At 61.6% G+C, this 26,022-nt stretch carries 25 protein-coding genes, 4 tRNA genes and 1 pseudogene; 25 read left to right on the forward strand and 5 right to left on the reverse strand.

Features of this window, described 5'->3' with window-relative positions:
- Positions 1–544: 544 nt before the first annotated feature.
- From NXT3_RS07030 to prfB, 3 genes are all read left to right on the forward strand, one after another.
- The gene (locus NXT3_RS07030; protein WP_050988172.1) at positions 545–1,717 is read left to right on the forward strand and encodes an N-acetylmuramoyl-L-alanine amidase; all 1,173 of its coding nucleotides are present in this window, start codon (positions 545–547) and stop codon (positions 1,715–1,717) included.
- 326 nt (positions 1,718–2,043) lie between these two features.
- Entirely contained in the window at positions 2,044–4,497 is a 2,454-nt protein-coding gene (locus NXT3_RS07035; RefSeq protein ID WP_097526401.1) for a penicillin-binding protein 1A, read from the forward strand.
- A gap of 98 nt (positions 4,498–4,595) precedes the next feature.
- A protein-coding gene (gene prfB / locus NXT3_RS07040) for a peptide chain release factor 2 (RefSeq protein ID WP_097539469.1) occupies positions 4,596–5,727 on the forward strand; the annotation gives its coding sequence in 2 pieces (ribosomal slippage) (positions 4,596–4,664 and positions 4,666–5,727; 1,131 coding nt in all).
- Positions 5,728–5,790: 63 nt separating this feature from the next.
- On the opposite strand, the gene NXT3_RS07045 is transcribed toward prfB, so the two are convergent.
- Positions 5,791–6,273 carry a hypothetical protein gene (locus NXT3_RS07045; protein WP_037414223.1) on the reverse strand — a complete coding sequence of 161 codons (483 nt, stop codon included), beginning with the start codon at positions 6,271–6,273 and terminating at the stop codon, positions 5,791–5,793.
- Between the two features lie 74 nt (positions 6,274–6,347).
- Positions 6,348–7,118, reverse strand: a complete 771-nt coding sequence (locus tag NXT3_RS07050; protein ID WP_037414225.1) for an NAD kinase — start codon at positions 7,116–7,118, stop codon at positions 6,348–6,350.
- A gap of 156 nt (positions 7,119–7,274) precedes the next feature.
- On the opposite strand from NXT3_RS07050, the gene NXT3_RS07055 reads away from it, so the two are divergent.
- Positions 7,275–7,350, forward strand: a tRNA-Thr gene (locus NXT3_RS07055).
- Between the two features lie 59 nt (positions 7,351–7,409).
- Here the strand turns inward: NXT3_RS07055 and NXT3_RS07060 are convergent.
- A complete protein-coding gene (locus NXT3_RS07060; RefSeq protein ID WP_037414227.1) occupies positions 7,410–8,351 on the reverse strand; it encodes a LysR family transcriptional regulator in 942 nt (313 codons plus the stop codon).
- Positions 8,352–8,554: 203 nt separating this feature from the next.
- Here NXT3_RS07060 and NXT3_RS07065 point away from each other — a divergent pair, with 203 nt between their 5' ends.
- Both NXT3_RS07065 and NXT3_RS07070 read left to right on the forward strand, forming a co-directional pair.
- Positions 8,555–9,175, forward strand: a complete 621-nt coding sequence (locus tag NXT3_RS07065; protein WP_097526399.1) for an FMN-dependent NADH-azoreductase — start codon at positions 8,555–8,557, stop codon at positions 9,173–9,175.
- Positions 9,176–9,340: 165 nt separating this feature from the next.
- Complete coding sequence (locus tag NXT3_RS07070) at positions 9,341–9,616, forward strand: hypothetical protein (RefSeq protein ID WP_037414259.1); 276 nt, start codon at positions 9,341–9,343, stop codon at positions 9,614–9,616.
- A gap of 15 nt (positions 9,617–9,631) precedes the next feature.
- Here the strand turns inward: NXT3_RS07070 and NXT3_RS07075 are convergent, their stop codons facing one another.
- Positions 9,632–10,507 (reverse strand): TrmH family RNA methyltransferase, encoded by an 876-nt coding sequence (locus tag NXT3_RS07075; RefSeq protein ID WP_097526398.1) that lies wholly within the window; start codon positions 10,505–10,507, stop codon positions 9,632–9,634.
- 215 nt (positions 10,508–10,722) lie between these two features.
- On the opposite strand from NXT3_RS07075, the gene NXT3_RS07080 reads away from it, so the two are divergent.
- Positions 10,723–10,807, forward strand: a tRNA-Tyr gene (locus NXT3_RS07080).
- Positions 10,808–10,830: 23 nt separating this feature from the next.
- Positions 10,831–10,904, forward strand: a tRNA-Gly gene (locus tag NXT3_RS07085).
- 114 nt (positions 10,905–11,018) lie between these two features.
- Here NXT3_RS07085 and NXT3_RS07090 read toward each other — a convergent pair.
- Positions 11,019–11,810, reverse strand: a complete 792-nt coding sequence (locus tag NXT3_RS07090; protein WP_104839020.1) for an IclR family transcriptional regulator — start codon at positions 11,808–11,810, stop codon at positions 11,019–11,021.
- Between the two features lie 124 nt (positions 11,811–11,934).
- On the opposite strand from NXT3_RS07090, the gene NXT3_RS07095 reads away from it, so the two are divergent.
- From NXT3_RS07095 to rplL, 17 genes and pseudogenes are all read left to right on the forward strand, one after another.
- Positions 11,935–12,672, forward strand: a complete 738-nt coding sequence (locus NXT3_RS07095; RefSeq protein WP_037414233.1) for an SDR family oxidoreductase — start codon at positions 11,935–11,937, stop codon at positions 12,670–12,672.
- 21 nt (positions 12,673–12,693) lie between these two features.
- Positions 12,694–14,217 carry a sugar ABC transporter ATP-binding protein gene (locus NXT3_RS07100; protein WP_104839021.1) on the forward strand — a complete coding sequence of 508 codons (1,524 nt, stop codon included), beginning with the start codon at positions 12,694–12,696 and terminating at the stop codon, positions 14,215–14,217.
- A complete protein-coding gene (locus NXT3_RS07105; RefSeq protein WP_095677934.1) occupies positions 14,210–15,187 on the forward strand; it encodes an ABC transporter permease in 978 nt (325 codons plus the stop codon). The genes NXT3_RS07100 and NXT3_RS07105 overlap by 8 nt, the downstream gene beginning before the upstream one ends.
- Positions 15,188–15,254: 67 nt before the next feature.
- Positions 15,255–16,199: an ABC transporter substrate-binding protein gene (locus NXT3_RS07110; RefSeq protein WP_037414239.1), complete on the forward strand. Its 945-nt coding sequence runs from the start codon at positions 15,255–15,257 to the stop codon at positions 16,197–16,199.
- Positions 16,200–16,254: 55 nt separating this feature from the next.
- Positions 16,255–17,097 (forward strand): ureidoglycolate lyase, encoded by an 843-nt coding sequence (locus NXT3_RS07115; protein WP_097526395.1) that lies wholly within the window; start codon positions 16,255–16,257, stop codon positions 17,095–17,097.
- On the forward strand, positions 17,094–18,368 hold the full coding sequence (locus NXT3_RS07120; protein WP_104839022.1) for an L-fuconate dehydratase: 1,275 nt from the start codon (positions 17,094–17,096) through the stop codon (positions 18,366–18,368). The genes NXT3_RS07115 and NXT3_RS07120 overlap by 4 nt, the downstream gene beginning before the upstream one ends.
- Positions 18,368–19,156, forward strand: coding sequence for an L-fucose dehydrogenase (locus NXT3_RS07125; RefSeq protein WP_104839023.1), 789 nt, complete (start codon positions 18,368–18,370; stop codon positions 19,154–19,156). Before NXT3_RS07120 ends, NXT3_RS07125 begins: the two co-directional genes overlap by 1 nt.
- A gap of 48 nt (positions 19,157–19,204) precedes the next feature.
- Positions 19,205–19,333, forward strand: a pseudogene (locus tag NXT3_RS33220) (alpha-hydroxy-acid oxidizing protein); the annotation flags it as partial.
- A gap of 250 nt (positions 19,334–19,583) precedes the next feature.
- Entirely contained in the window at positions 19,584–20,759 is a 1,176-nt protein-coding gene (gene tuf, locus NXT3_RS07130) for an elongation factor Tu (protein ID WP_095677935.1), read from the forward strand.
- Between the two features lie 345 nt (positions 20,760–21,104).
- Positions 21,105–22,034: an NAD-dependent epimerase/dehydratase family protein gene (locus NXT3_RS07135; protein ID WP_097528046.1), complete on the forward strand. Its 930-nt coding sequence runs from the start codon at positions 21,105–21,107 to the stop codon at positions 22,032–22,034.
- 150 nt (positions 22,035–22,184) lie between these two features.
- Positions 22,185–22,260, forward strand: a tRNA-Trp gene (locus NXT3_RS07140).
- Between the two features lie 197 nt (positions 22,261–22,457).
- The gene (gene secE / locus NXT3_RS07145; RefSeq protein WP_012707741.1) at positions 22,458–22,658 is read left to right on the forward strand and encodes a preprotein translocase subunit SecE; all 201 of its coding nucleotides are present in this window, start codon (positions 22,458–22,460) and stop codon (positions 22,656–22,658) included.
- A 17-nt stretch (positions 22,659–22,675) separates the two neighbouring features.
- Entirely contained in the window at positions 22,676–23,206 is a 531-nt protein-coding gene (gene nusG / locus NXT3_RS07150; protein WP_018239477.1) for a transcription termination/antitermination protein NusG, read from the forward strand.
- Between the two features lie 216 nt (positions 23,207–23,422).
- Positions 23,423–23,851, forward strand: a complete 429-nt coding sequence (gene rplK / locus NXT3_RS07155; RefSeq protein ID WP_034858872.1) for a 50S ribosomal protein L11 — start codon at positions 23,423–23,425, stop codon at positions 23,849–23,851.
- 4 nt (positions 23,852–23,855) lie between these two features.
- Positions 23,856–24,554 carry a 50S ribosomal protein L1 gene (gene rplA / locus NXT3_RS07160; RefSeq protein ID WP_097540698.1) on the forward strand — a complete coding sequence of 233 codons (699 nt, stop codon included), beginning with the start codon at positions 23,856–23,858 and terminating at the stop codon, positions 24,552–24,554.
- A 330-nt stretch (positions 24,555–24,884) separates the two neighbouring features.
- Positions 24,885–25,403 carry a 50S ribosomal protein L10 gene (rplJ, locus tag NXT3_RS07165; RefSeq protein ID WP_037427189.1) on the forward strand — a complete coding sequence of 173 codons (519 nt, stop codon included), beginning with the start codon at positions 24,885–24,887 and terminating at the stop codon, positions 25,401–25,403.
- 58 nt (positions 25,404–25,461) lie between these two features.
- Positions 25,462–25,845 carry a 50S ribosomal protein L7/L12 gene (rplL, locus tag NXT3_RS07170; RefSeq protein WP_037382910.1) on the forward strand — a complete coding sequence of 128 codons (384 nt, stop codon included), beginning with the start codon at positions 25,462–25,464 and terminating at the stop codon, positions 25,843–25,845.
- The last annotated feature ends 177 nt before the right edge of the window (positions 25,846–26,022 follow it).

Raw genomic sequence — 26,022 nt, forward strand, 5'->3', positions numbered from 1 at the left:
CCATCAAGAACTCCGGCCACCGCCGGAAACTGCGATCCAGTGTACGAGAGGAAATGCAGCGACGGCGGATGAACACCTGCGGCCGCGGAAGCATGATACGGTTGCAACCGGCTGTTCCGGCTCGATCACTTCCCTGGCGCCAAGCTTCTCGAAGCTCCGGCTGCCCGGCCGACGATTCTATCCCGTCAACACTTTCTCCTTGTGACGCTTTTATGGTTTCTATGTCACATTGGCAAGGGAAAAGCCTTTGCCGCCACAATATTGATCGATTCGCTTGCCCGGGTGAAATCTTGTGTTCAGGAACCATTGCATCGGTTTCGAACCGGTCCGCATTCGTCACCTTGGGTGGCGCCGCGGCAAGGTTTGGTTAACCATGAGGGTTCATTGGTGGACAGTGACGGTGGCGGTTCCTGAGGCCCTGAGCCGGATTTCGAATGACGATGGGGGAGCCCGGGTGAAGCGTTCCGCAACAGAGCGGCATTTGCCGCATTCAAAGAGGCTGTCGCGTCGCGTCGCACCCGTGTTTGCCGTCCTCTTTGCGGCGATGTCCATCCTGTTGCCCGCTGTTGCCGGTGCGGCCGATGATGCCGCCCCCTTGCTGGCTTACGGGGCGCGGGTAGCCGGCGACGACGCGCGGACGCGGATCGTGATCGAATTCGATCGCAATCCCGAATTCTCCATTCACTACGTCGCAAATCCGGTTCGCGTCATCGTCGACCTGCCGGAGACATCCTTCGGCCTGAAGCCGGAGAGCCTCGAGCCACGCGGTCTCTTCGATGCCATCCGCTATGGCGGAATGGGGGCAGGGGCTTCGCGGCTGGTGCTCTCCGCCAAAGGGCCGACCGAGGTCACCCACGCGGAAGTGAAGCCGGAGGAAGACGGCAAGGGCTTCCGCCTGATCATCGATGCCGAGAAGATCGACAAGGCCCGCTTCGACAAGCTCCTCGGCGACCAGCAATGGACGGGAACGGCGCGCACCGCCAAGACCGACCGTCCCGCCCCCGCGCCGGCGAAAGCTCCGGGCGCCTTCGTGGTTGCCGTCGATGCCGGGCACGGCGGCATCGACACCGGCGCCATCGGCAGCGTCACCAAGACGGAGGAGAAGCACGTTACGCTCGCCTTTGCGCGCGATCTTGTGGCGACGCTCAACCGCGAGCCCGGCATAGAGGCCTTTCTGACGCGGGCCGGCGACGAGTTTCTGTCCTTGCCGCAGCGTGTCCAGATGGCCCGGCAGAGGAGTGCCAACCTGTTCATATCCGTCCACGCCGACACGCTGAGGCAGAAGGATATCCGCGGCGCCACGGTCTATACCATCTCAGACAAGGCCTCCGACCACCTCGCGGCCGACCTGGCGGCCCGCGAAAACCTTTCCGACGAGATCGCCGGCATTCCGCTCGAAAGCGAGCCGGCGGAGGTCGCGGACATCCTGATCGATCTCACCCGCCGCGAAACCCAGGCATTTTCAGTCAACTTGGCGCGCAGCGTCGTCTCATCCTTCGAAGGGCAGATCAAGCTGATCAACAATCCCCACCGCCATGCCGGCTTCCGCGTCCTGCAGGCGCCGGACGTCCCGTCGATCCTGCTCGAACTCGGCTTCCTGTCGAACAAGGAGGACGAGAAGCAATTGCTCGATCCGGCATGGCGCAAGAAAGTGTCGGAGCTGCTGGCCGTCGCCGTCGGGCGCTATCGCCAGACGGCGGTTGCGAACGGCGGGTGAAGCCTTCCGAAGGCAGCGACGGGAGGGATGTGATTTGTGTCGCCGGCGTAACAGCGATATGCTTTTCAGCGAGATGCGCACGGTATAAACGACCACCAGCCCTATTTTACTCACAATCCAGGCCTTTGGGGGAAGGGCATCCCAATTTGTTGGGAAACGATGTTGAAGCTTGAGTTTCCTCGCCATATGAGGGAACCCGCGAAGCGTGTAGCTGTCGTGCCGGCCGATTTCCGACGAAAGCGGTTGGCGCGGCCGCTTGGCTTGCGACAGTGGGTCCTTCGAATGGCGACCCGGCGATGGGACAATAAGGTACCGGTATCTGGCTGATGATCAGACTGATAGGATATTTTTTCGGCATTGGTGCGTTTTTGCTGCTCGGGGTCGCCGCAGCCGTCGCGATCTATCTCGGCGCGATCACCAAGGATCTGCCCGACTATGAGGTGCTCGCCAAGTACGCGCCGCCGGTCACGACCCGCTTTCACGCCGGAAACGGTGCGCTGATTGCCGAATATGCGCGCGAGCGCCGCCTCTATCTGCCGATCCAGGCGATACCGGATCGCGTCAAGGCAGCCTTCATCTCCGCCGAGGACAAGAACTTCTACAAGCATCCGGGCGTGGACATCACCGGCTTGGCGCGCGCCATTGCCGTCAACATCCAGAACTTCGGCTCGGGCCGCCGCCCGGTCGGAGCCTCGACGATCACTCAGCAGGTGGCGAAGAACTTCCTGCTGACCGCCGACCAGACGATCGACCGCAAGATCAAGGAGGCGATCCTCTCCTTCCGCATCGAGCAGGCCTACACCAAGGATCGCATTCTCGAACTTTATCTGAACGAGATCTTCTTCGGCCTGAATTCCTACGGCGTCGCCGGCGCGTCGCTCACCTATTTCGACAAGTCGGTCACGGAACTGACCGTCGCCGAGGCCGCCTATCTTGCTGCGCTGCCGAAGGGACCGGCCAACTATCACCCGTTCCGCAAGACCGAGGCGGCGATCGAGCGCCGCAACTGGGTGATCGATCGCATGGTCGAGAACGGCTATGTGACCAAGGCAGACGGCGAGGAGGCGAAGAAGCAGGAGCTCGGCGTGACGCCGCGCCGTGGCGGTGCCCATCTTTTCGCTTCGGACTACTTCGCCGAAGAGGTGCGCCGGCAGATCATTCAGAAATATGGCGACAATGCTCTTTACGAGGGCGGGCTGTCGGTTCGCACGTCGCTCGATCCGCATCTGCAGATCATCGCGCGCAAGGCGCTGCAGGACGGGCTCTTGGGCTATGACGAGCGCCGCGGCTTTCACGGGCCGGTCAAGACGATCGAGATCGGCGGCGACTGGGGGGAGCCTCTGAGCAAGATCCCGACATTGAACGACATGCCGGAATGGAAACTCGCCGTCGTGCTCGCCGTCGACAGCGAAGGGGCCGAGATCGGCATCCAGCCGGACAAGGAAGCCTCGGGGAAGATCGTCGCCGAACGGGTCACCGGGCACATTTCCGCAGAGAACATGCAATGGGCCTACCGCGCCGCAGGCGGCCAGCGCAAGGCGGCAAAGTCCCCGGAGGGCGTCGTCGGTCCAGGCGATGTCGTCTATGTCGAGCCGCTCGAGCAAAAAGGCGAGTATCGCCTTCGCCAGCCGCCCAAGGTGCAGGGCGGGCTGGTCGCGATGGATCCGCATACCGGCCGCGTTCTGGCGATGGTCGGCGGCTTCTCCTATGGCCAGTCGGAGTTCAACCGCGCCACCCAGGCGATGCGCCAGCCCGGTTCCTCCTTCAAGCCCTTCGTCTATGCGGCAGCTCTCGACAGCGGCTACACGCCCGCCTCGGTCATTCTCGATGCGCCGATCGAAATCGTCGCCGGCGGCCAGGTCTGGCGCCCGGAAAACTACGGCGGCGGCTCTGCCGGTCCATCGACGCTGCGCCTCGGCATCGAAAAGTCGCGCAATCTCATGACGGTGCGGCTTGCCAACGACATGGGCATGAACCTCGTCGCCGAATATGCCGAGCGCTTCGGCATCTACGACAAGATGCCGCCGCTGCTTTCCATGTCGCTCGGCTCCGGCGAGACGACCGTGCTGCGCATGGTGTCGGCCTATGCGGTCATCGCCAATGGCGGCAAGCAGATCAAGCCGTCGCTGATCGACCGCATCCAGGACCGCTACGGCAAGACGATCTTCCGTCACGAGGACCGCACCTGCGACAACTGCAACGCCGACAATTGGACCGAGCAGGAAGAGCCCGTGTTGACCGACAACCGCCTGCAGGTGCTCGATCCGATGACGTCCTACCAGATCACTTCGATGATGGAGGGCGTCATCACCCGGGGTACGGCGGCGGGCAAGATCAAGCTGGACCGTCCGGTCGCCGGCAAGACCGGCACGACCAACGACGAGAAGGATGCCTGGTTCGTCGGCTATACGCCCGACCTCGTCGCCGGCCTCTATCTGGGCTTCGACGATCCGGCGCCGCTGGGTCGCGGCGCGACGGGCGGCAGTCTGTCGGCACCGATCTTCAACGCCTTCATGCAGGAGGCGGTCAAGGGGACGCAGCCGGGCAAGTTCGTGGTTCCGGAGGGCATGAACCTCATCCCGGTCAACCGCAAGACCGGCATGGCGGCGGTCGAAGGCGAGCCGGACACGATCATCGAAGCCTTCAAGCCGGGCACCGGTCCGGCCGAAACCTTCTCGGTCATCGGCGACCTCGACGAATATGCGCCGCCGGAGGAGATCCTGAAGAACTCCCCGCAGGCCAACCAGGCCGTGACCTCCGGCTCCAACGGCCTCTTCTGAGCCTTGCCCTCGATCCGGATGCCCGTCGCCTTTACATCGGCGGCGGGCGTCGCTATTTGACCCTCACATTTTTCGAAGCCACACCAAGAAGCGGGACCATGCGCAGCGAAATCGAGAACATCGTCGACGAAATCAAGCAGGCCATAAGCCTGCTGAGGAGGCATCTTTGACTGGGAGCAGGCGATAAGACGACTGGACTGGTTGAACAACAAGGCGGAAGATCCGTCGCTCTGGAACGATGCCGCCGAGGCGCAGAAGCTGATGCGCGAGCGCCAGCAGCTCGACGACAGCATTACCGGCCTGCGCCGTTTCGAGCAGCAGCTGAGCGACAATATCGAGCTGATCGAACTCGGCGAAGAGGAGGGCGATTCGGCCATCGTCAGCGAGGCCGAGGACGCACTCCGTCAGCTGCGCAACGAGACTGCGAAGAAGCAGGTCGAGGCCATGCTTTCGGGCGAGGCGGACCAGAACGACACCTATCTCGAAGTCCATTCGGGCGCCGGCGGCACCGAAAGTCAGGACTGGGCCAACATGCTGCTGCGCATGTATTCGCGCTGGGCCGAGCGGCAAGGTTACAAGGTGGAACTCTTGGAAATCCAGGACGGCGAAGAGGCCGGCATCAAGTCGGCGACGCTCCTCGTCAAGGGCCACAACGCCTATGGCTGGCTGAAGACCGAATCGGGTGTCCATCGGCTCGTCCGCATCTCGCCCTATGACAGCAATGCGCGCCGTCACACCTCGTTTTCGTCCATCTGGGTCTATCCGGTCGTCGACGATTCGATCCAGATCGACATCAACGAAAGCGATTGCCGCATCGACACCTACCGTTCGTCGGGCGCCGGCGGCCAGCACGTCAACACGACCGACTCGGCCGTGCGCATCACGCATATGCCGAGCGGCATCGTCGTGCAGTGCCAACAGGAGCGTTCGCAGCACAAGAACCGCGCCAAGGCCTGGGACATGCTGCGCGCCCGGCTCTATGAAGCCGAGCTCAAGAAGCGCGAGGAAGCGGCCAATGCCGAAGCCGCTTCAAAGACCGATATCGGCTGGGGTCACCAGATCCGCTCCTATGTCCTGCAGCCCTATCAGCTGGTGAAGGACCTGCGGACGGGCGTCGAAAGCACGAGCCCCGGCGACGTGCTCGACGGCGAGCTCAACGAGTTTATGGAGGCCGCACTTGCCCACCGCGTCAGCGGCGGTGCGGACGCGGTCGTCGAGGATTTGGGCTGAACGCGCAGAACAGGAACTGCGACAAACGGCCGGGTGCTCCCCGGCCGTATTCTTTTGTCGGCGTCAGTTGGTCGCGCGCTCGATCTTGATGTCCCCGACTTCGTCTATCAGCACCGTCCACGATTCCGGTTCGGTGGCGGAAGGGTCGGTCTTCAGATAGACGGTCGCGAACATTCCCGGCTGCCGCGTGATGCCCGTCGAGGTCTCGGGTCGAATGTCGGTGACAAAGGACTTCATCGCCGTGAACTCCTCGAGCTCGGCGGACGAGACGACTTCCGGGCCGGCCGGCGTCGAGGCGATCTGCTGGAGATGGATGCGCGCGGTGCCGTCACTCTGCCGCACGGCAATCAGCTTGTAGTAGCCACGCTGCGCGGCCCGTTGCGCAACGCCTTCTGGATCGCCGGCCGGCGCTACGCCGGCACCATCCTCCCAATAGCCGGTGCTTGTGACGAAAGTGACGTTCGAGGGGAGGATGCCGCCGTCCTGCGCCCGCAGAGCGCCCGCGGACAACAGGAAGCAAAGCGCGATCACAAGGGGGTTGCGCATCCTCAAGATTCCTTCGTGCGCGGCGCGGAACAATAACCGCTGACCGCAGAATACCATGACGTTCCGCTTGTGATTCAATTGGAGAACTGCTCGGCCAGGATGCGGTCGGACCAGGAATGATCCGGATCGGACAGGATGCGGGCCGTCAGCTTCTCCGATTCGGCGATCGTGACCCGAACGACCGACTTGACCTCCTGGTGATCCGCGACGGCGTTGACCGGCCGCTTCTCGGCCTCGAGAATCTCGATCTGGACGGTAACGCGGTTGGGAAGCAGCGCGCCGCGCCAGCGCCGCGGCCGGAAGGGACTGACCGGGGTCAAGGCGAGAAGCGGGGCCTCGAGCGGCAGGATCGGCCCGTGGGCGGACAGGTTATACGCAGTCGATCCCGCCGGTGTTGCGAGCAGCAGCCCGTCGCAGGTCAGTTCATCGAGCCGCACCTTGCCGTCGACGAGGACCTTGAGCTTTGCCGCCTGATAGGACTGGCGGAAGAGATAGACCTCGTTGATCGCCAGCGCGGTGAATTCGTTGCCGTTGGCGTCGAGGGTCCGCATTTCCAAGGGGTGGAAGGCGTTGTCGACGGCGCTGGCGATGCGTTCGCGCAGATCATCGGTGCTGTAGCGGTTCATCAGGAAGCCGACCGAGCCGCGATTCATGCCGTAGACGCGCTTGCCGGTATTCATCGTCTTGTGCAGCGTGTGCAGCATGAAACCATCGCCGCCGAGCGCGACGATCACGTCCGCCTCCTCCGGGTCGTGGTCGCCGTAAATCTCCTTGAGTTCCTTTGCCGCCTTCTGCGCTTCTTCGGCCGTCGAGGCGATGAAGGCGAGTGTGCTGAACTGGGTCATGCATTCAGTCCGTTTGTCGTTGCGCCCGGCGCGGCGATCGACGCCATGCCTGTTTTTCTGGCACGACCATGCGGCGAGTGCACCCGAAATTTTGAGGGGAGCCGCATTTTTGCTTTACACAAGAAAGGAATATGGTAACTCCCGTGATCGAAAAGTGCCCTTATAGCTCAGTTGGTAGAGCGGCTGATTTGTAATCAGTAGGTCGGGAGTTCGAGTCTCTCTGGGGGCACCATTTTTGAAGCTTTTCGAAGCTACCACACCTCCCCACACTGATCGGCGACTCAAATTTCCTCAAATATCGAAGGACTGCGCCGGTCTCGGGTCGATCTCGCGGCAACGCTGCATCGCCTTGATCAGGTTCTCTGCCAGATAGTCGATCAGCGCGCGCGTCGCCGGCAGCACGCCCTGGCGGGACGGAAAGACGAGATGGACCACGACGTTGCCGGAGCCCCACTCAGGCAGGACGGGGACGAGAACGCCGGTTCGGAAGGCGCGCTCGCAGATGTGGTCCGGCAAAAGCGCGATCCCCATTCCTTCGATCGCGGCGCGTTCGAGGATGACGAAATCGCTGCAGCCGATCACCGGTCGGTGGGCGATCTCGATCGATCCGCCGTTCGCGTGATAGAGGCGCCACACGTCGCTTGCGTGTTGCTCGTTCATGGAAAGCGTCGGCATTTCGGCAAGATTGGTGGTGGTGACTTCTCCGATTCGCGCAAGAAGCGTCGGGCTGGCGGCCAGCCGCGAGCGGACCTCGCCGAACTTGCGCACGATCAGGTGGCTGTCCGTATCGAGCTGGTCGCGCGCGCGAAGCGCCACGTCGAAACGCTCCTCGATGAGATCGAGACGTCGATTCGTGGCGGTGATGAGCAGTCGGACGCCCGGGTAGCGCCGATGGAAGCCCGGCAGAATGTCGGCCAGCATCGGTGCGAAGCCGAGGGGGCAGCCAAGCCGCACAACGCCCGTCGGCTCGCCGCGCACGGCGGCGACCTCGGCTTCCGCGGCCGCTACGCCGTCGAGCAGCCCCTGGGCGTGTTCATAGAAAACGCGGCCGATTTCCGTCACGCGCAGCTTGCGCGTCGAGCGCTCGAGAAGCCGCACGCCCAGTTGATCTTCCAGCCGCGCCACATGCTTGCTGAGCTTGGATTTGGGAATGTTCAAATAACGCGCGGCGGCGCTGAAGCCGTTGTTCTTCACGACGGCGGCGAAGAGGGCGATATCGTTCAGGTCCTGCATGCTAGCCTCCACCAGAGCGGGCGTCGCGCGCGCATCCGCTCTGGGAATCCAATGTAATCGTTCCGACGGAGTCTGATTTTCCCGCGCCGGAACGCTCCGATTGTTTCCCTCAGGAAACGGAATGTCAATTATTCGCCGTCTTATCCAGCGATTGTTTTCAAATCATATGTTGTGCACCGCAACTAAAAACAAAGGTGCCTCCCATGAACGTCCTTCATATCGACTCCGGCATTCTCGGAGAACATTCGGTTTCCCGTCGTCTGACGGCGGCGATCGTCTCGCAGATCAAGGCAGACCGGCCCGACGCGAAAGTCACCTATCGCGATCTCGTCTCCGAGCGCCTCCAGCATCTGACCGGCGCACAGATCATGGCGCCTGCCGACCTCGGTGAAGTCGATCCGGCGCTCGCCTCCGATATTCGGACTGGCCGCCAGATGCTCGACGAATTCCTTGCCGCTGACACGATCGTCGTCGGTGCGCCGATGTACAACTTCTCGATCCCGAGCCAGCTGAAGGCCTGGATCGACCGCCTGGCCGTCGCTGGCAAGACATTCCGTTACACCGAGGCGGGCCCGGAGGGTCTCGCCAAGGGCAAGAAGGTGATTGTCGCCTCCACGCGCGGCGGACACTATTCTGCCGGCCCGGCTTCGGCGATGGATCACCAGGAAAGCTATCTGCGGACCGTTTTCGGCTTCTTCGGCATCACCGACGTTGAGTTCGTCCGCGCCGAGGGCCTGAACCTCGGTGCCGACCAGAAGCAGTTCGCCATTGCCGAAGCTGAAAAGACCATCGCGGAAGGCAACGTTCTGCGCCTGGCGAGCTAAGATTGAATTCGGCCGGCGCCGGAGTGAGATGAGGAAAACTGTTCGTGGTTTTTCGCCCGCATCCCGCTCACCAAAAGTGCCGGTCTGTTGCGGAAGAATGCCGGTCGCGCAAGCGGCCGGCATTCTTCGTTTCTGATCGGGCCGGATTTGCGGTATTCTAGCGAGATGAGAAGCCTGGTCGTTCTGCAGGTTCTGGCCCTGTCGCTGGCGGCTGCCGCCATGGTCGCCGAGAGTGCGGCTGCGTCGCCGCCGGACCGGCGCTGTACCTGTCGCAATCGCGACGGGACGAAATACGAACTCGGCCAGATGACATGCATCCGGGTCGGCGGCATCTCCTACATGGCGCGCTGCGAAATGAACCTCAACGTCACGACCTGGAAGAAGGTGCGTGACGGCTGTCCGACGGCGCACATGACCTTAAGCGCCGTGCCGGTGCTTTGACCGGCATCGGCCGTCTCAAGCCTTGAGGTGCTGCCTTGCTGCATACATCGCGATCGCCGCGGCGTTCGAGACATTGAGCGACTTGATGGCGCCGGGCATATCGAGTCGGGCCAGCGCCGCAACGGTCTGCCGCGTCTTCTGCCGCAGCCCCTTGCCTTCCGATCCAACCACCAGGGCGATCTTCTCGCCAGAGAAGGTATCCTCCAGCGGTTGCGGACCCTCCGAATCAAGACCGATCGTCTGGAAGCCCAGATTGTGCAGTTCTTCAATCGTATCGGCGAGATTGGTTATCTGGATATAGGGAATGAGTTCCAGCGCCCCGGAGGCCGATTTTGCGAGCACGCCTGATTCGGTCGGGCTATGGCGCATGGTGGTGATCAGCGCGCCGGCTTCGAACGCCACCGCCGAGCGCATGATGGCGCCGACATTGTGCGGATCGGTCACCTGGTCGAGCAGGAGGATCAACGAACATTCGCTGAGCGCCTCGAGCTTGCGGTGCGGCAGCGGCCGCGTCTCCAGCATGACGCCCTGGTGGATGGCATCCGGCCCGAGGACCCGATCGAGATCCTGCGGCGTTACGATTTCGACTGGGAAGGGGAGTGACGAAGGCTCGCCGAGTTCCAGCCTCGCCGCCGCATTCTGCGTCACGCTGAGGCGGATGACCGTGCGCTCCGGATTGTCGAGGGCGGCGCGGACCGTGTGCAGCCCATAGAGAAGCACCTGCTCTGGCGCCAGCGCCGGCGGCTTCCAGTCGGCCGGCATCTTCCGGCGCTTGTCCGGGCGGGGTGTCGGAATCTCGCCGCGCTCGCGGCGGGCGTCGCGATGCGCGCGCCGCAGAGTGGCGTAGTGGCTGTCCTTGGCGCTCTTGTCGCCGCTCTTGTCCTTGCTCATGCGCGTCTTATAGTGAGGTTCGTTCGGTCTTGGAAATGGTTTCGGATAGTGCGGCCGCCGGTGTCTGTGGAGAATTTCTGAAATTTTCCGTTTCGCTCTGTTGACAGGAGGAATGCGGGCGGCCATATACCCGGCGCAGATCGAAAGGCGGCACGAAACGGCGCCGCTTCTTCCACGATCTCAAAAGCTTGGTCGATTGATCCCGACAGAATAATGGAGGGATGCCCGAGTGGTTAAAGGGGACGGACTGTAAATCCGTTGGCTCAGCCTACGTTGGTTCAAATCCAACTCCCTCCACCATTCTGCTTCAGGATCGAAGGCCCGCGGGTATAGCTCAATGGTAGAGCAGCAGCCTTCCAAGCTGAATACGCGGGTTCGATTCCCGCTACCCGCTCCAGCCTCTTTGCCGCCTCAGAAGCAGTGACTAGCCTCCGCGTAACGAACTGCCGCTGAGCCGACGATAAATTCATCTTCGGCGAGCCAATGAAGTGAGCTACAAGTTGGTTGGCTCTCAGTGCAGGCTTAGGGCTTCTGTCAGGGTAAGCAACCGTGCCAATGCTTCATCAAGCTTCTGTGCTCGTTTGTCGTCAACGTGCTCGATGAATGCACATGTGACGACCGATGTTGCATCCCCATGTGGGCCGAGGATCGGAGCGCTTATATCAGTTACGCCAACAAGTTGGCCGGAAGCGCCAATGCGGTAACCCTGTCGACGGACCGCGTCGATTTCATCGCCCGTTGCCCCCTGCAACAGCTTAGGCGAAGCCACCCCCCACTGTTTGAGTGTTTCGTCCAAGCGTTCGGGGGCTTGGAATGCAATCAACGTTATGCCCGAACCCGTCGTAAAAAGTTCGAGCTGACTGCCAACCCTGGCGCGAAACTCCCAATGAGACGTGGGGCTTGCCTGAGCGACGATGAGACCGGTTCCGAACTCCGGGATCACGAGATGGCAGGATTGGTCCGTTTGGCGCGCAAAGTCGTCCATCAAAGGCTGCGCACTGGCGACCAGTCGTCGATATGGAGGGTATCGATTGGCTAGAAGGAACATCTTCATGGACAGGGAGTAGCGGTCGCCACCCTCCGACCGGGCTACGTACCCCCTCGCGACCAGACGCTCAAGCATGCGAAAGATCTGCGATGGGCTCAGTCCCATTTCCCGCACGATCTCGGTCCGGGTCATGCCGCCGCTTTGATTGGCCAATATCTCGAGGATATCCAAGCCCTTGTCGAGCGCGGGTGCGCGGTATTTCTCGTCCTGATCCAATCCTTCCGCCAATACGGGTTTTTGCGGTTTCGTTGCCATTCACGCCCTCCAGACCCGGACTCATAGCGATGTCTACAAAAAAAGAATATCGGCATCGACTTGTCAAAGCCGTTCGTATGTGAAACATTATTTTATATACGAACTTTGGCGCACGGGGGGAATTATGCGTCTGAAGGACAAGACCATTCTCGTCACGGCAGGCGGTCAGGGCATAGGCAGGGCAAGTGTTCTCGCATGCCGTGACGAAGGCGCGCGGGTGATTGCAACCGATATCAACGGGGCGGCACTCGAAGGGCTGGACGGGGTCGAGACATTGCTGCTGGACGTCACTGACCGGCAGGCTGTCGAAGCCGTTGCGGCGCAAGTAGGTCCTGTCGATGGCCTCTTCAATTGCGCCGGGGTCGTGCACAACGGAACGCTTCTCGATATCGCCGACGATGACTGGGCCTTTGCCTTCGATCTGAACGTCACGGCGATGATGCGTCTTACGCGTGCTTGCCTGCCCGGGATGCTCGATCGGGCGGCCAACACCGGAACCGCTTCGATCCTGAATATGGCCTCGATGGCTTCCTCGATAAAGGGTTTTGCCAATCGGACAGCCTATGGTGCCAGCAAGGCGGCGGTCATCGGTCTGACCAAGGCGATTGCCGCGGATTTCGTCAAGCAAGGCATTCGTTGCAATGCCATCTGCCCGGGCACGGTCGACACGCCCTCGCTGCGCGGACGTATCGCTTCAGCTGCCGATCCGGAGCAGGCCGAGAAAGACTTTATCGCGCGCCAGCCCATGGGCCGCCTGGCGACGGTCGATGACGTCGTCCCCTTGGTTGTTTTCCTGCTGTCCGATGAAAGCCGGTTCGTTTCAGGACAGGCCATGCTGGTGGACGGCGGCGTGACCATCTAAGCGCGCGGGAGGAGCGGCGTCATGAGCGAGCTGGTGCGGATGGAGGGGATCGACAAGAGTTTCCCGGGCGTACACGCGTTAAAATCCGTCGATTTCGAACTTCGGCCCGCCGAGGTCCACGCGCTGATGGGCGAGAACGGCGCGGGTAAGTCGACATTGATGAAGGTGCTGTCCGGTATCTATCAACCAGACAGCGGTCGCGTGCTCGTGGACGCCCAGGAAGTGTCCATTCGAACTCCCAAGACGGCACAGGATCTCGGCATCGGCATCATTCATCAGGAACTGGCGTTGATGCACGACCTCACCGTCGCCCAGAACATCTGGATCGGCCGGGAGCCGCGCCTTTCCTTGGGACGGCTTGACGAGGCGAAGCTGAATGCGGATACCGCCGCCATCTTCGCCGGCATGAACATCCGCATGGATCCGCGCACGCCGGTCGCGGGCCTCACCATCGCCCGCCAGCAGATGGTAGAGATCGCAAAGGCGCTGAGCTATCGGTCGCGCGTTTTGATTATGGACGAGCCGACGGCCGCGCTCAACGATGCGGAGATCAGCGAACTCTTCACCATCATCCGCCGCCTCAAGGACGAGGGCGTCGGCATCATATACATCAGTCACAAGATGGACGAGATCAAACGCATCTCCGACCGTGTGACCGTGATGCGCGACGGTGCCCGTGTCGGCACGGTCCAGGCTGAGGAAACGCCGATCTCCAAGATCATCTCGATGATGGTCGGGCGCGAACTGAAGGACGAGACGGTCGTCATCCCCGATCTCTCCGCCGCAGAAACGGCGCTGGAGGTGCGCGGCATCCGGCGCGGCAAGGAGCTGAAGGATATCAGCTTTGACCTGAAGAAGGGCGAGATCCTCGGCTTTGCCGGGCTGATGGGCGCCGGGCGAACCGAGCTTGCCCGAGCCATTTTTGGCGCCGAGCCGATCGAAGCGGGCGAGATTTTCGTGCAGGGTAAGCCGGTTCGGATCACCAGTCCCGCCGACGCGGTGCGCGCCGGCATCGGCTATCTCTCGGAAGATCGCAAGCATTTCGGTCTCGCGCTCGGCATGGATGTACGCGCCAACATCGCCATGGCGAGCCTGCCGCGTTATGCCGACGCCATCGGCCGGATCGACGAGCCGGCGCTTGGGTCCATCGCCGCGGAGTACATCGCCAAGCTGAACATCCGTACGCCGGGCGACCGGCAGGAGGTGCGGCTCTTGTCGGGTGGCAACCAGCAGAAGGTAGTCATCGCCAAATGGCTGTTGCGGGATTGCGATGTGCTGATCTTCGACGAGCCGACCCGCGGCATCGACGTCGGCGCCAAGGCCGAAATCTATCGTCTTCTCAACGAGCTGGCCAGCGCCGGCAAGGCGATCATCGTTATTTCCAGCGAGCTGCCGGAAGTGCTGCGCCTTTCCCATCGTATCGCCGTCATGTGTGAGGGACGCTTGACAGGCATCCTGCCGGGCGGTGCGGAGCAGGAGAAGATCATGGAATTGGCAACACAACGGCAAGACCGCAGCATGAGGGGACGCTCTAATCATGGGTGAAAAGGCAAGCGGGCGCGGCAGCGCCCAACAGAAACTCCTGGCCTTTGCCAGCCTGATCGTTCTGGTCATCGGCTTCTCCTTGGCGAGCCCGAATTTCTTCCAGGTGTCCAACATCATGGCCATCCTGCAGGCGACCTCCGTCAATGGCGTGCTGGCGGTCGGTGTGACGCTGATCATCATTACCGGCGGCATCGACCTGTCGATCGGTACGCTAATGACCTTCTGCGCCGTCATGACCGGCGTAGTGCTGACCTGGGGCGGCCTGCCGCTGCCGCTCGGCGTGCTGGCGGCGGTCGGCACGGGGGCGGCCTGCGGGCTGGTGTCCGGCAGCCTGGTGGCGCGTATGCGCATTCCGCCCTTCATCGCCACGCTCGGCATGATGCTGGTGTTGAAGGGCCTGTCGCTGATCGTTACCGGCACCAAGCCGATCTATTTCAACGATACGCCCGGCTTCACCACCATCGCGCAGGGCTCGCTGATCGGCGAGGTGATCCCGGCCTTCCCGGTGCCGAACGGTGTCTTAATGCTTTTCATCGTGGCCGGTGCCGCCGCCTGGATGCTGGGGCGCACCGTGCTCGGCCGCTACACTTTCGCGCTCGGTTCGAACGAAGAGGCGGTGCGGCTGTCCGGCGTCAACACCGATTTCTGGAAGATCGCGATCTACACGCTCTCGGGCGCCGTCTGCGGCATTGCCGGCCTTCTCATTGCCAGCCGCCTGAATTCCGCCCAGCCGGCGCTCGGCCTCGGCTACGAGCTGGAAGCCATTGCGGCGGTGGTGATCGGCGGCACCAGCCTGTCGGGCGGGCGCGGCACGATCGTGGGCACGCTGATCGGCGCACTGATCATGTCGGTGCTCACCAACGGCTTGCGCGTCCTGTCGGTCGCGCCGGAATGGCAGACGGTCGTGACCGGCGTGATCATCATCGTCGCCGTTTATGCAGACCAGATGCGCCGGCGCGAGCGGAAATAGCCGGCAACGAGGCCGCTGATTTCCCACGGTCGAAAATTTCATGCAGTAGTGAACACAAGGAGGAAACATGTTCACGAGACGGACTCTACTGAGTGCAGTTGCAGCAATTTCGCTGCTCGGTGCAGCGACAGGGGCAAGCGCACAGGACAAGCTCTATGTGCCGCTTATTTCCAAGGGCTTCCAACACCAGTTCTGGCAGGCCGTTAAGGCTGGCGCCGACCAGGCGGGAGCCGAATTCGGCGTCGAGGTAACGTTCGAGGGGCCGGACAACGAAAGCCAGGTTGACAAGCAGATCGACATGCTGGCAGCCGCCCTCGCCAAGAAGCCGGCGGCCATCGGCTTCGCCGCCCTCGACAGCCAGGCGGCAATTCCGCTGCTGAAGCAGGCGAAGGAGGCCAACATTCCGGTCATCGCCTTCGATTCCGGCGTTGACAGCGATATCCCCGTTGCGACGGCATCGACTAACAACGTCGCCGCAGCGGCGCTCGCAGCCGACACGCTCGCCGAACTGATCGGCGATGCCGGCAAAGTCGCCGTTGTCGCCCACGACCAGACCTCGCGCACCGGTGTTGATCGTCGCGACGGCTTTGTCAACCGGATGAAGGAAGCGCATCCTAACATCGAGATCGTTGCGATCGAGTACGGCGGCGGCGACCATTTGAAATCGACGGAGATCACCAAGGCGATCCTGACAGCCAATCCCGATATCAAGGGCATCTTCGGCACGAACGAGGGCTCGGCGGTCGGCGTGGTCAACGGCGTGAAGGAATCCGGCGCCAAGATCGTGATCATCGGCTACGATTCCGGCAAGGCGCAGAAGGATGCAATCCGCGAGGGCTTGATGGCAGGCGCGATCACTCAGAACCCGGTGGGTATCGGCTACGAGACGGTCAAGGCCGCCGTCGCTGCTTCCAAGGGTGAGAAGGTCGAGAAGAACATCGATACCGGCTTCTACTGGTATGACAAGACCAATATCGACGACCCGGAAATCTCCGCAGTCCTCTACGATTGATCACACCATCCAACCCGGAGACCAAACTCTCCGGGTCCTCTATCGAGACGGCAAAATGAAACTTCTTCGCTATGGCCCCGTCGGGCGGGAAAAGCCCGGTCTCCTCGACCACGATGGTCGTATCCGTGATATCTCCGGGTATGCAGCCGACATTGCTGGCGACGTGTTGTTGCCGGAGAACCTCAGCCGACTAGCGGCACTCGATGTCTCCAGCTTGCCCCTGGTCGAAGGGAATCCCCGAATCGGGCCCTGCGTCGGCCGCGTCGGCAAGTTCATCTGCATCGGCCTCAACTATGCCGACCACGCCGCCGAAACCGGCGCCGAGATCCCCAAGGAGCCGGTGGTCTTCAACAAATGGACCAGCGCTATCTGCGGCCCGAACGACGACGTCGAAATCCCGCGCGGCTCGGTCAAGACCGACTGGGAAGTGGAACTCGGCATCGTTATCGGCAAGGGTGGCCGCTATATCGAGGAGGCGGATGCGCTGTCGCATGTTGCCGGCTATTGCGTCGTCAACGACGTATCCGAGCGCGAATGGCAGATCGAGCGCGGCGGCACCTGGGACAAGGGCAAGGGCTGCGACACGTTCGGCCCGATCGGCCCCTGGCTGGTGACGCCGGACGAAGTCCCCGATGTCGGCAATCTGAAAATGTGGCTGGAGGTCGACGGCCATCGCTACCAGAACGGCTCGACCGCGACGATGATATTCGGCGTGGCCCATATCATCAGCTATCTCACACGCTTCCTATCCCTGCAGCCCGGCGACGTGATTTCCAGCGGGACGCCGCCCGGCGTCGGGCTCGGTCAGATTCCCCCTGTCTTCCTGAAGGGCGGCGAGACGATTCGGCTCGGCATCGAAGGACTAGGCGAGCAAACGCAGAAGGTTATCAAGACATGAAGATTACTGGTCTTCGCACCGTCGACGTGCGCTTCCCGACAAGCCAGCACCTGGATGGGTCTGACGCGATGAACCCCGATCCAGACTATTCTGCCGCGTATGTGGTCCTGGAGACGGACGGTCCGCACGAAGGCCACGGTCTCACCTTTACTATCGGCCGCGGCAACGAGATTTGCGTGGCGGCCATCGAAGCACTGCGTCCGCTGGTCGTTGGCCTCGACATGAACTGGATCGCGCAGGACATGGGGCGCTTTTGGCGGCATGTAACGTCCGATAGCCAGCTTCGCTGGATTGGCCCCGACAAGGGAGCCATCCATCTCGCAACGGGCGCGGTCGTGAATGCGGCCTGGGACCTTTGGGCGAAAATCGAGGGCAAGCCGGTCTGGCGGCTGGTTGCGGATATGTCGCCTGAGGAGCTCGTTCGCTGCATCGATTTCCGTTACCTCACCGATTGCATTACGCCGGAATGGGCGCTCAGCTTCCTGACGGAGCAGGCTCGGGAAAAGCAAGAGCGCACCGCCATCCTGAAGGCGGAGGGCTATCCCTGTTATACGACTTCAGCCGGTTGGCTCGGTTATGACGACGCCAAGCTGCGCCGCCTGTGCCGTGAGGCGGTTGATGCGGGCTTCCGCCACGTCAAGATGAAGGTCGGCCGCGATATCGAGGACGACATTCGCCGCCTTACCATCGCGCGCGACGAGGTCGGGCCGGACGTCAATCTGATGATCGACGCCAATCAGGTCTGGGAAGTCGACCAGGCGATTGACTGGGTGAAGAAGCTTGCCTTCGTTAACCCTTGGTTCATCGAAGAACCGACAAGCCCTGATGATGTGGAGGGCCATCGCATGATACGGGAGGGCGTTTCCCCCGTGCAGGTTGCGACCGGCGAGATGTGCCAGAACCGCATCCTGTTCAAGCAGTTCATCATGCGGGGCGCTATCGATGTGGTGCAGATCGACAGTTGCCGTCTGGGCGGGCTGAACGAAGTCCTGGCCGTGATGCTGATGGCAGCCAAATACGGCCTGAAGGTTTGCCCCCATGCGGGTGGCGTCGGCCTTTGCGAGTATGTGCAGCACATGTCCATGATCGATTACCTCTGCATCGCCGGAACACGGGAGGGACGGGTGATCGAGTTTGTCGATCATCTTCACGAGCACTTCATCAATCCATGTGTCGTCCGCGGCGCTGCCTACATGCCGCCGCAGGCCCCCGGTTTCTCGATCGAGATGAAGCCGGAGAGTCTCGAAAACTACCGTTTCAGAGGCGCATGATGGATCTCCATCTGCAAGGCAAGGTCGTCGTGGTAACCGGTGGCGGCTCGGGTATCGGTGCCGGTATAACGGAGGTTCTTTCTGAGGAAGGCGCGCGGCCGGTCATTGTCGCCCGGCGGTCGCCTGATCCGGATTGGCTTAGCCGGACCGGTGCAGATTTTGTGCAGGCAGAACTCTCCAATGATGATGCCTGCCGGTCTGCGATCGAGACCGTGCGGTCTCGACACGGTACTGTCTACGGCCTCGTCAACAATGCCGGCGCGAATGATGGGGTCGGCATTGACCGGGGCCCGGCTGCCTTTCGCGAAAGCCTGAACCAAAATCTCGTCCATTACTATACGATGGTCCACGCGCTCAGGGACGATCTGCGGGCAACGCACGGCGCCATTGTCAACATCAGTTCCAAGACAGCCTTGACCGGTCAGGGCGGCACCTCGGCCTACGTTGCCGCCAAAGCCGCCCAACTCGGGCTTACCCGCGAATGGGCTGTCGAATTTCTGCCTGACCAGGTCCGCGTAAATGCCATCGTCGTCGCGGAGGTAATGACACCGCTCTACAGGCGCTGGCTGGATACCTTGCCTGACGGCGAAGCAACACTCCAACAAATCGTACGCCGCATTCCGTTGGGCCACCGCATGACGACGGCACGCGAAATCGCCGACACTTGTGCGTTCCTGTTGTCGAGCCGCGCCAGCCATATGACGGGGCAGTGGCTGTTCCCCGATGGCGGCTACACCCATCTTGACCGCGCCATTGGCGGGACTTTCGAAAAAGCTCCCGATCAGTGAACTGGCTTGTGGCCACGCGGGTTGCAGGTGTCACAATTTCCACGATTAATCGCCGGGACGGCGGACGACGAGTCACCTGCAGGCGCAATACCTCCTTCGAGAGTTGATCTTCTGCCGAGCGCGCTGCGCGACCTGAGCGAGGTCGACATGTCGGTCACCGTCGTGGGCCAGAAACTTGGTCGCATTGGACGTAAGTGTGCCACTTGAGAAAAGCATCACATAGCGTTGATTTATCGGGCTTTTTCGATTTGGGAAGTTTATCCGGTCTCGCGCGGCGCGTCTTCTTTCCGATGTTTAGAAGAGGCCGGGACCTTGCCGTCCGGGCGGACGCAATTAAGTCTTGCGCAAATGCCGCGAAACCCTTAAACGGCTGCACAAACCGGCCTCGCCGGCTGATCCATCGTATTTGACCACAGGAAGCGTACCCATGGCAAAGAGCAAATTCGAGCGCAACAAGCCGCACGTCAACATCGGCACGATTGGCCACGTTGACCATGGCAAGACGTCGCTGACTGCAGCGATCACCAAGTACTTCGGCGAATTCAAGGCGTATGACCAGATCGACGCTGCGCCGGAAGAGAAGGCGCGTGGCATCACCATTTCGACGGCGCACGTCGAATACGAGACGCCGGCCCGCCACTATGCGCACGTCGACTGCCCCGGCCACGCCGACTACGTCAAGAACATGATCACCGGTGCGGCGCAGATGGACGGCGCGATCCTGGTTGTGTCCGCCGCCGACGGCCCGATGCCGCAGACCCGCGAGCACATCCTGCTCGCCCGCCAGGTCGGCGTTCCGGCGATCGTCGTGTTCCTGAACAAGGTCGACCAGGTCGACGACGCCGAGCTTCTCGAGCTCGTCGAGCTGGAAGTGCGCGAACTCTTGTCGTCCTACGAATTCCCGGGCGACGACATTCCGATCATCAAGGGTTCGGCGCTTGCCGCTCTCGAAGACTCCGACAAGAAGATCGGCGAAGACGCGATCCGCGAGCTGATGGCTGCGGTCGACGCCTACATCCCGACGCCGGAGCGTCCGATCGACCAGCCGTTCCTGATGCCGATCGAAGACGTGTTCTCGATCTCCGGCCGCGGCACGGTCGTGACCGGCCGCGTCGAGCGCGGCATCGTCAAGGTCGGTGAGGAAATCGAGATCGTCGGCATCCGTCCGACGACGAAGACGACCTGCACGGGCGTTGAAATGTTCCGCAAGCTGCTCGACCAGGGCCAGGCCGGCGACAACATCGGCGCGCTGCTGCGCGGTGTCGACCGCAACGGCGTCGAGCGCGGTCAGGTTCTGTGCAAGCCGGGTTCGGTCAAGCCGCACCGCAAGTTCAAGGCCGAAGCCTACATCCTGACGAAGGAAGAAGGCGGCCGTCATACGCCGTTCTTCACCAACTACCGCCCGCAGTTCTACTTCCGCACGACGGACGTGACGGGCATCGTGACGCTGCCGGAAGGCACGGAAATGGTGATGCCGGGCGACAACGTGACGGTCGACGTCGAGCTGATCGTGCCGATCGCCATGGAAGAGAAGCTGCGCTTCGCTATCCGTGAAGGCGGCCGCACCGTCGGCGCCGGCATCGTCGCCTCCATCGTCGAGTAACGATCGGAAAGGCGATGCCGTAAGCTGCCGACGGCGGCAAGGAAGGTGCAAATGGTGCGCAAGCGCGATTTGCACGCGGCGCCGGCATCGTCGCCTCCATCGTCGAGTAACGGTCGGAAAGGCGATGCCGTGAGCTGCCGAGGCAGCAAGGAAGGTGCAAATGGCGCGCAAGCGCGATTTGCACGCGGCGCCGGCATCGTCGAGTAATTCGGGCTTTTGCCGGTTTTCAAGGACCCCGCGGGCAACCGCGGGGTCCTTTGTTTCTGCTGTTCGCCGCCGTCGCAACTTGAATGTGTCTCGCCGGAGTGGCAGGCTCCTGCGTCGTCAGAGGCGGAGGAGCAGATCGTGAAGAAGCGGATTCTCTTTACCGGTGGCGCCGGTAAGGCCGGCCGGCATGCCGTGCCCTATCTCGTCGAAGCCGGCTATGAAGTGCACAATGTCGACCTTGTTCCGCTCGACAGCCCCGGCGTCACCAACCTGATCGCCGACATCACCGACAGCGGCCAGATGTTCAACGCGCTGTCGATGCATCGGGATTTTCCCGACATGGAACAGGCCAGGGGGGAACAGAGCCGCGCGGATCAGGGCAGGGGGCCGCAACCCTTCGATGCCGTGGTCCACTTCGCGGCCATTCCACGCATCCTCATCAAGCCGGACAACGAGACCTTCCGGGTCAATGTGATGGGCACCTACAACGTCATCGAGGCGGCGGTGAAGCTCGGCATCCGCAAGATCATCGTCGCGTCGAGCGAGACCACCTACGGGGTCTGCTTTGCCGAGGGGCATCGCGACTTCCACAGCTTTCCGCTGGAGGAGGACTACGACGTCGATCCGATGGATTCCTACGGGCTCTCCAAAGTGGTAAACGAAAAGACCGCCCGCGCCTTTGCGGAGCGGTCCGGCTTCGATATCTATGCACTGCGCATCGGCAACGTGATCGAGCCGCACGAATACGAACGCTTTCCCCACTTTTTCGCGCATCCGGAGATCCGCAAGCGGATTGCCTGGAGCTATATCGATGCGCGCGACCTGGGGCAGATCGTCAAGCTTTGCATCGAAAAGGACGGGCTCGGCTTCGCGGTCTTCAACGCCTGCAACGACACCGTGTCGGCCAACACGCCGACCCGCGAGCTCGCCAGGCAGTTCTATCCGAACGTGCCCTTCACCAGAGAGATCGGCGAGTTCGAGGGGCTTCTGTCGAACCGAAAGATCCGCGAGGTCCTCGGCTTCAAGGAGGAGCATGATTGGCGGAAATATGTGCAGCCTGGCACGTAGCGGCTGCGCGCTGGGGTAGCCTACGGCCATGAGAAACTTTTCTTGGCACTTTTTGCTCTTTTGTTGCAAATGCGCTTGAAAGCATCCGGCAAACTGAATAAGAAGCCGCAGTCTCGAGGATGCAGCCGGTCACGGTTGTGTGTCTCGTCTAGGGGTATAGCTCAGTTGGTAGAGCGGCGGTCTCCAAAACCGCAGGTCGGGGGTTCGAGCCCCTCTGCCCCTGCCATTTTCCCTCCTTCTTGCCCTGTTGTTTGACTTCGGCCAGAATGTGCGGGACGGGCGGCGCGGCCGTTCATATATTCACAAAAAAGACCGATCGGCTCTTGTGGTTTTTGGAATCGGTCTTTATGTAGGGTCCAAACAGACACGCGGTGCGTGGGGCTGACACATCGGCTTTACGCGCCGTAATGGCGTGAGCATTTTATGGCATCCAAAACGAATCCGTTCACGTTTCTGCAGCAAGTACGCTCCGAAACGTCAAAAGTGACTTGGCCTTCGCGGCGCGAGACGACGATCTCGACGCTGATGGTCTTCGTCATGGTCTCTTTTGCCGCCGCCTTCTTCTTTGGTGCGGACCAGTTGATGGGTTGGCTGATGAGCCTGATCCTCAACGTTGGCGCTTGATTTGGGTGGAGGGTTAGATGGCTGCGCGCTGGTACATCGTTCACGCCTATTCAAATTTCGAGAAGAAGGTCGCCGAATCGATCGAGGAGAAGGCGAGGCAGAAGGGTCTCTCGCATCTGTTTGAGAAGATTCTCGTTCCGACCGAGAAAGTCGTTGAGGTCCGTCGCGGCCGCAAGGTCGATTCCGAGCGGAAGTTCTTCCCGGGCTACGTTCTCGTGCGGGCGAATTTGACGGACGAGGCTTACCACCTCATCAAGAACACGCCGAAGGTCACCGGTTTTCTTGGCACCGACAGCAAGCCGGTGCCGATCCCGGACCATGAGGCGGATCGGATCCTCGGTCAGGTCCAGGATGGCGTCGAGCGTCCGAAGCCTTCGGTCTCGTTTGAAATCGGCGAGCAGGTCCGCGTGTCGGATGGGCCATTCGCCTCCTTCAACGGCATCGTGCAGGATGTCGACGAGGAGCGCTCGCGCCTGAAGGTCGAGGTGTCGATCTTCGGCCGCGCCACGCCGGTCGAGCTGGAATACGGCCAGGTCGAGAAGGTCTGAAAGAACGCAAGCTTATGAGAATGGGCAGGCTGACATGTCGGCCTGCTCCGGCGGAGTGATCCGCATGCGCGTGGGAGGGAGCCGGTCTTAGCCAGACCGGTCTATCCGCACCACGCAACCGCAGCCGCCGGTCAACCGACCGGCAAGGAGCCGGGCAACCGGCTGAACAGTTCCCGCTTCCGGTTTGCCGGGTGGGGCAAAGAGAGGCAGAGAGAAATGGCTAAGAAAGTTGCAGGCCAGCTCAAGCTGCAGGTCAAGGCCGGCTCGGCGAACCCGTCGCCGCCGATCGGTCCTGCGCTTGGTCAGCGCGGCATTAACATCATGGAATTCTGCAAGGCGTTCAACGCCGCCACGCAGGAAATGGAAAAGGGTATGCCGATTCCGGTCGTCATCACCTATTACCAGGACAAGTCCTTCACCTTCGTCATGAAGCAGCCGCCGGTCAGCTACTTCCTGAAGCGCGAAGCGAAGATCCAGTCCGGTTCGAAGACCCCGGGTAAGGCGAAGGCCGGCTCGATCTCGAAGGCTCAGATCCGCACGATCGCCGAGGCCAAGATGAAGGACCTCAACGCGGCCGATATCGAAGGCGCAATGGCAATGGTCGAGGGCTCCGCCCGCTCCATGGGCCTGGAAGTGACGGGCTAAGACCATGGCGAAGATTGCAAAGCGTGTACAGAAGTCCCGCGAGGGCATTGATCCGGCGAAGGTCTACGGCCTCACCGAAGCCGTGACGCTCGTCAAGGAGCGTGCGACCGCCAAGTTCGACGAGACGATCGAAGTGGCGATGAACCTCGGCGTCGACCCTCGCCATGCCGACCAGATGGTCCGCGGCGTCGTCAACCTGCCGAACGGCACCGGCCGCTCGGTTCGTGTCGCCGTGTTCGCACGTGGTGCGAAGGCCGAGGAGGCCAAGGCTGCCGGCGCCGACATCGTCGGCGCGGAAGACCTCGTCGAAATCGTTCAGGGCGGCAAGATCGACTTCGATCGCTGCATCGCGACCCCCGACATGATGCCGCTCGTCGGCCGTCTCGGCAAGGTTCTCGGTCCGCGCGGCATGATGCCGAACCCGAAGGTCGGAACCGTCACCATGGACGTCGCTGCGGCCGTCAAGGCTTCGAAGGGCGGCGCCGTCGAGTTCCGCGTCGAAAAGGCTGGTATCGTTCACGCCGGCGTCGGCAAGGCATCCTTCGATGCCAAGGCGCTGGAAGAGAACATCCGCGCCTTCGCAGACGCGGTGATCAAGGCGAAGCCGACCGGCGCGAAGGGTAACTACGTCAAGCGCGTGGCGATCTCCTCGACGATGGGTCCCGGCCTCAAGATCGATCCGGCAACGCTCAGCGTCGCCTAACGGAATCACGGGCTTCGGCCCGAAACCGAATTTCCGGCCTTTCGGGGCCGGAAATATCCGGGCTTCCGGCCCGGAATTCCTGTCCGAGATTGCGGGTGGTTCTACCTTAATCACCATTGCCCGCATGAGACGGGTAAGATCTGGATTTCAAGTGACGCCGCAGGCGTCGAAATTCGGTTCGAACCTCGCTTGCCTTGTGTCAGACCCGGCTATCCGGGAACGCCAAGGGACAGGATCCTTAAGCGTTGCTTGGGATCGAGCATGATCCCGGGTGACAAAGGCAAACCCGGCAGGGCTGCGATGAGCAACCCTGTCAACTGGAGACAGACAGTGGAAAGAGCGGAAAAACGCGAATTCGTCACGGAGCTGAACGAAGTCTTCAAGGCTTCCGGTTCGGTTGTCGTGGCCCACTATGCTGGTGTCACAGTTGCGCAGATGAACGACTTCCGTTCGAAGATGCGCGCTGCTGGCGGCACCGTCAAAGTCGCGAAAAACCGCCTGGCCAAGATCGCTCTTCAGGGCACGGAGTCTGAAGGGATGACCAATCTCTTCAAGGGACAGACGCTGATCGCTTACAGCGCCGATCCCGTAACGGCTCCGAAGGTCGTCATGGATTTCGCCAAGACCAACGACAAGCTCGTTGTCCTGGGCGGCGCCATGGGGACAACCACGCTCAACCCGGAAGCAGTCAAGTCGCTCGCGACCCTGCCTTCGCTGGACGAGCTGCGCGCGAAGCTGCTGGGCCTTCTCAATGCCCCGGCAACCCGCGTCGCGACGGTTGTCGCAGCACCGGCAAGCCAGCTTGCCCGCGTGTTCTCGGCCTATGCCAAGAAGGACGAAGCCGCCTGAGGCGGAATTTCGCTGTTGTAATCAAAACCAGTTCGAACCGAACAAAAGGAAAAGTAAAATGGCTGATCTCGCAAAGATCGTTGAAGACCTCTCCTCGCTGACCGTCCTGGAAGCTGCTGAGCTTTCCAAGCTGCTCGAAGAAAAGTGGGGCGTTTCCGCCGCTGCTCCGGTAGCCGTTGCTGCCGTCGGCGGTGCTGCTGGCGGCGCTGCTGCCGCTGCAGAAGAAGAGAAGACCGAGTTCGACGTCATCCTGACGGATGCCGGCGCGAACAAGATCAACGTCATCAAGGAAGTCCGCGCCATCACCGGCCTCGGCCTCAAGGAAGCCAAGGACCTGGTCGAAGGCGCTCCGAAGGCTGTCAAGGAAGCAGTTTCCAAGGCTGAAGCTGCCGACCTCAAGAAGAAGCTCGAAGACGCTGGCGCCAAGGTTGACGTCAAGTAATTCGACGACATGCGAAGGGAGGGGGCCCTTTGGGCCGCCTCTCTTTGACCGTTTTTGGAACATATTACCCAAAAGCCTGTCGAAAACGGCTTTTGGGTAATGGGTTCTTCAAGAGGATGGTCGCGATTGAAGGACAGCACAGCAATCCGTGCTGGCGTCTTTCGAAAGCTTGACGAG

Source organism: Sinorhizobium fredii, from assembly GCF_002944405.1.
Taxonomy (GTDB): Bacteria; Pseudomonadota; Alphaproteobacteria; order Rhizobiales; family Rhizobiaceae; genus Sinorhizobium; species Sinorhizobium fredii_C.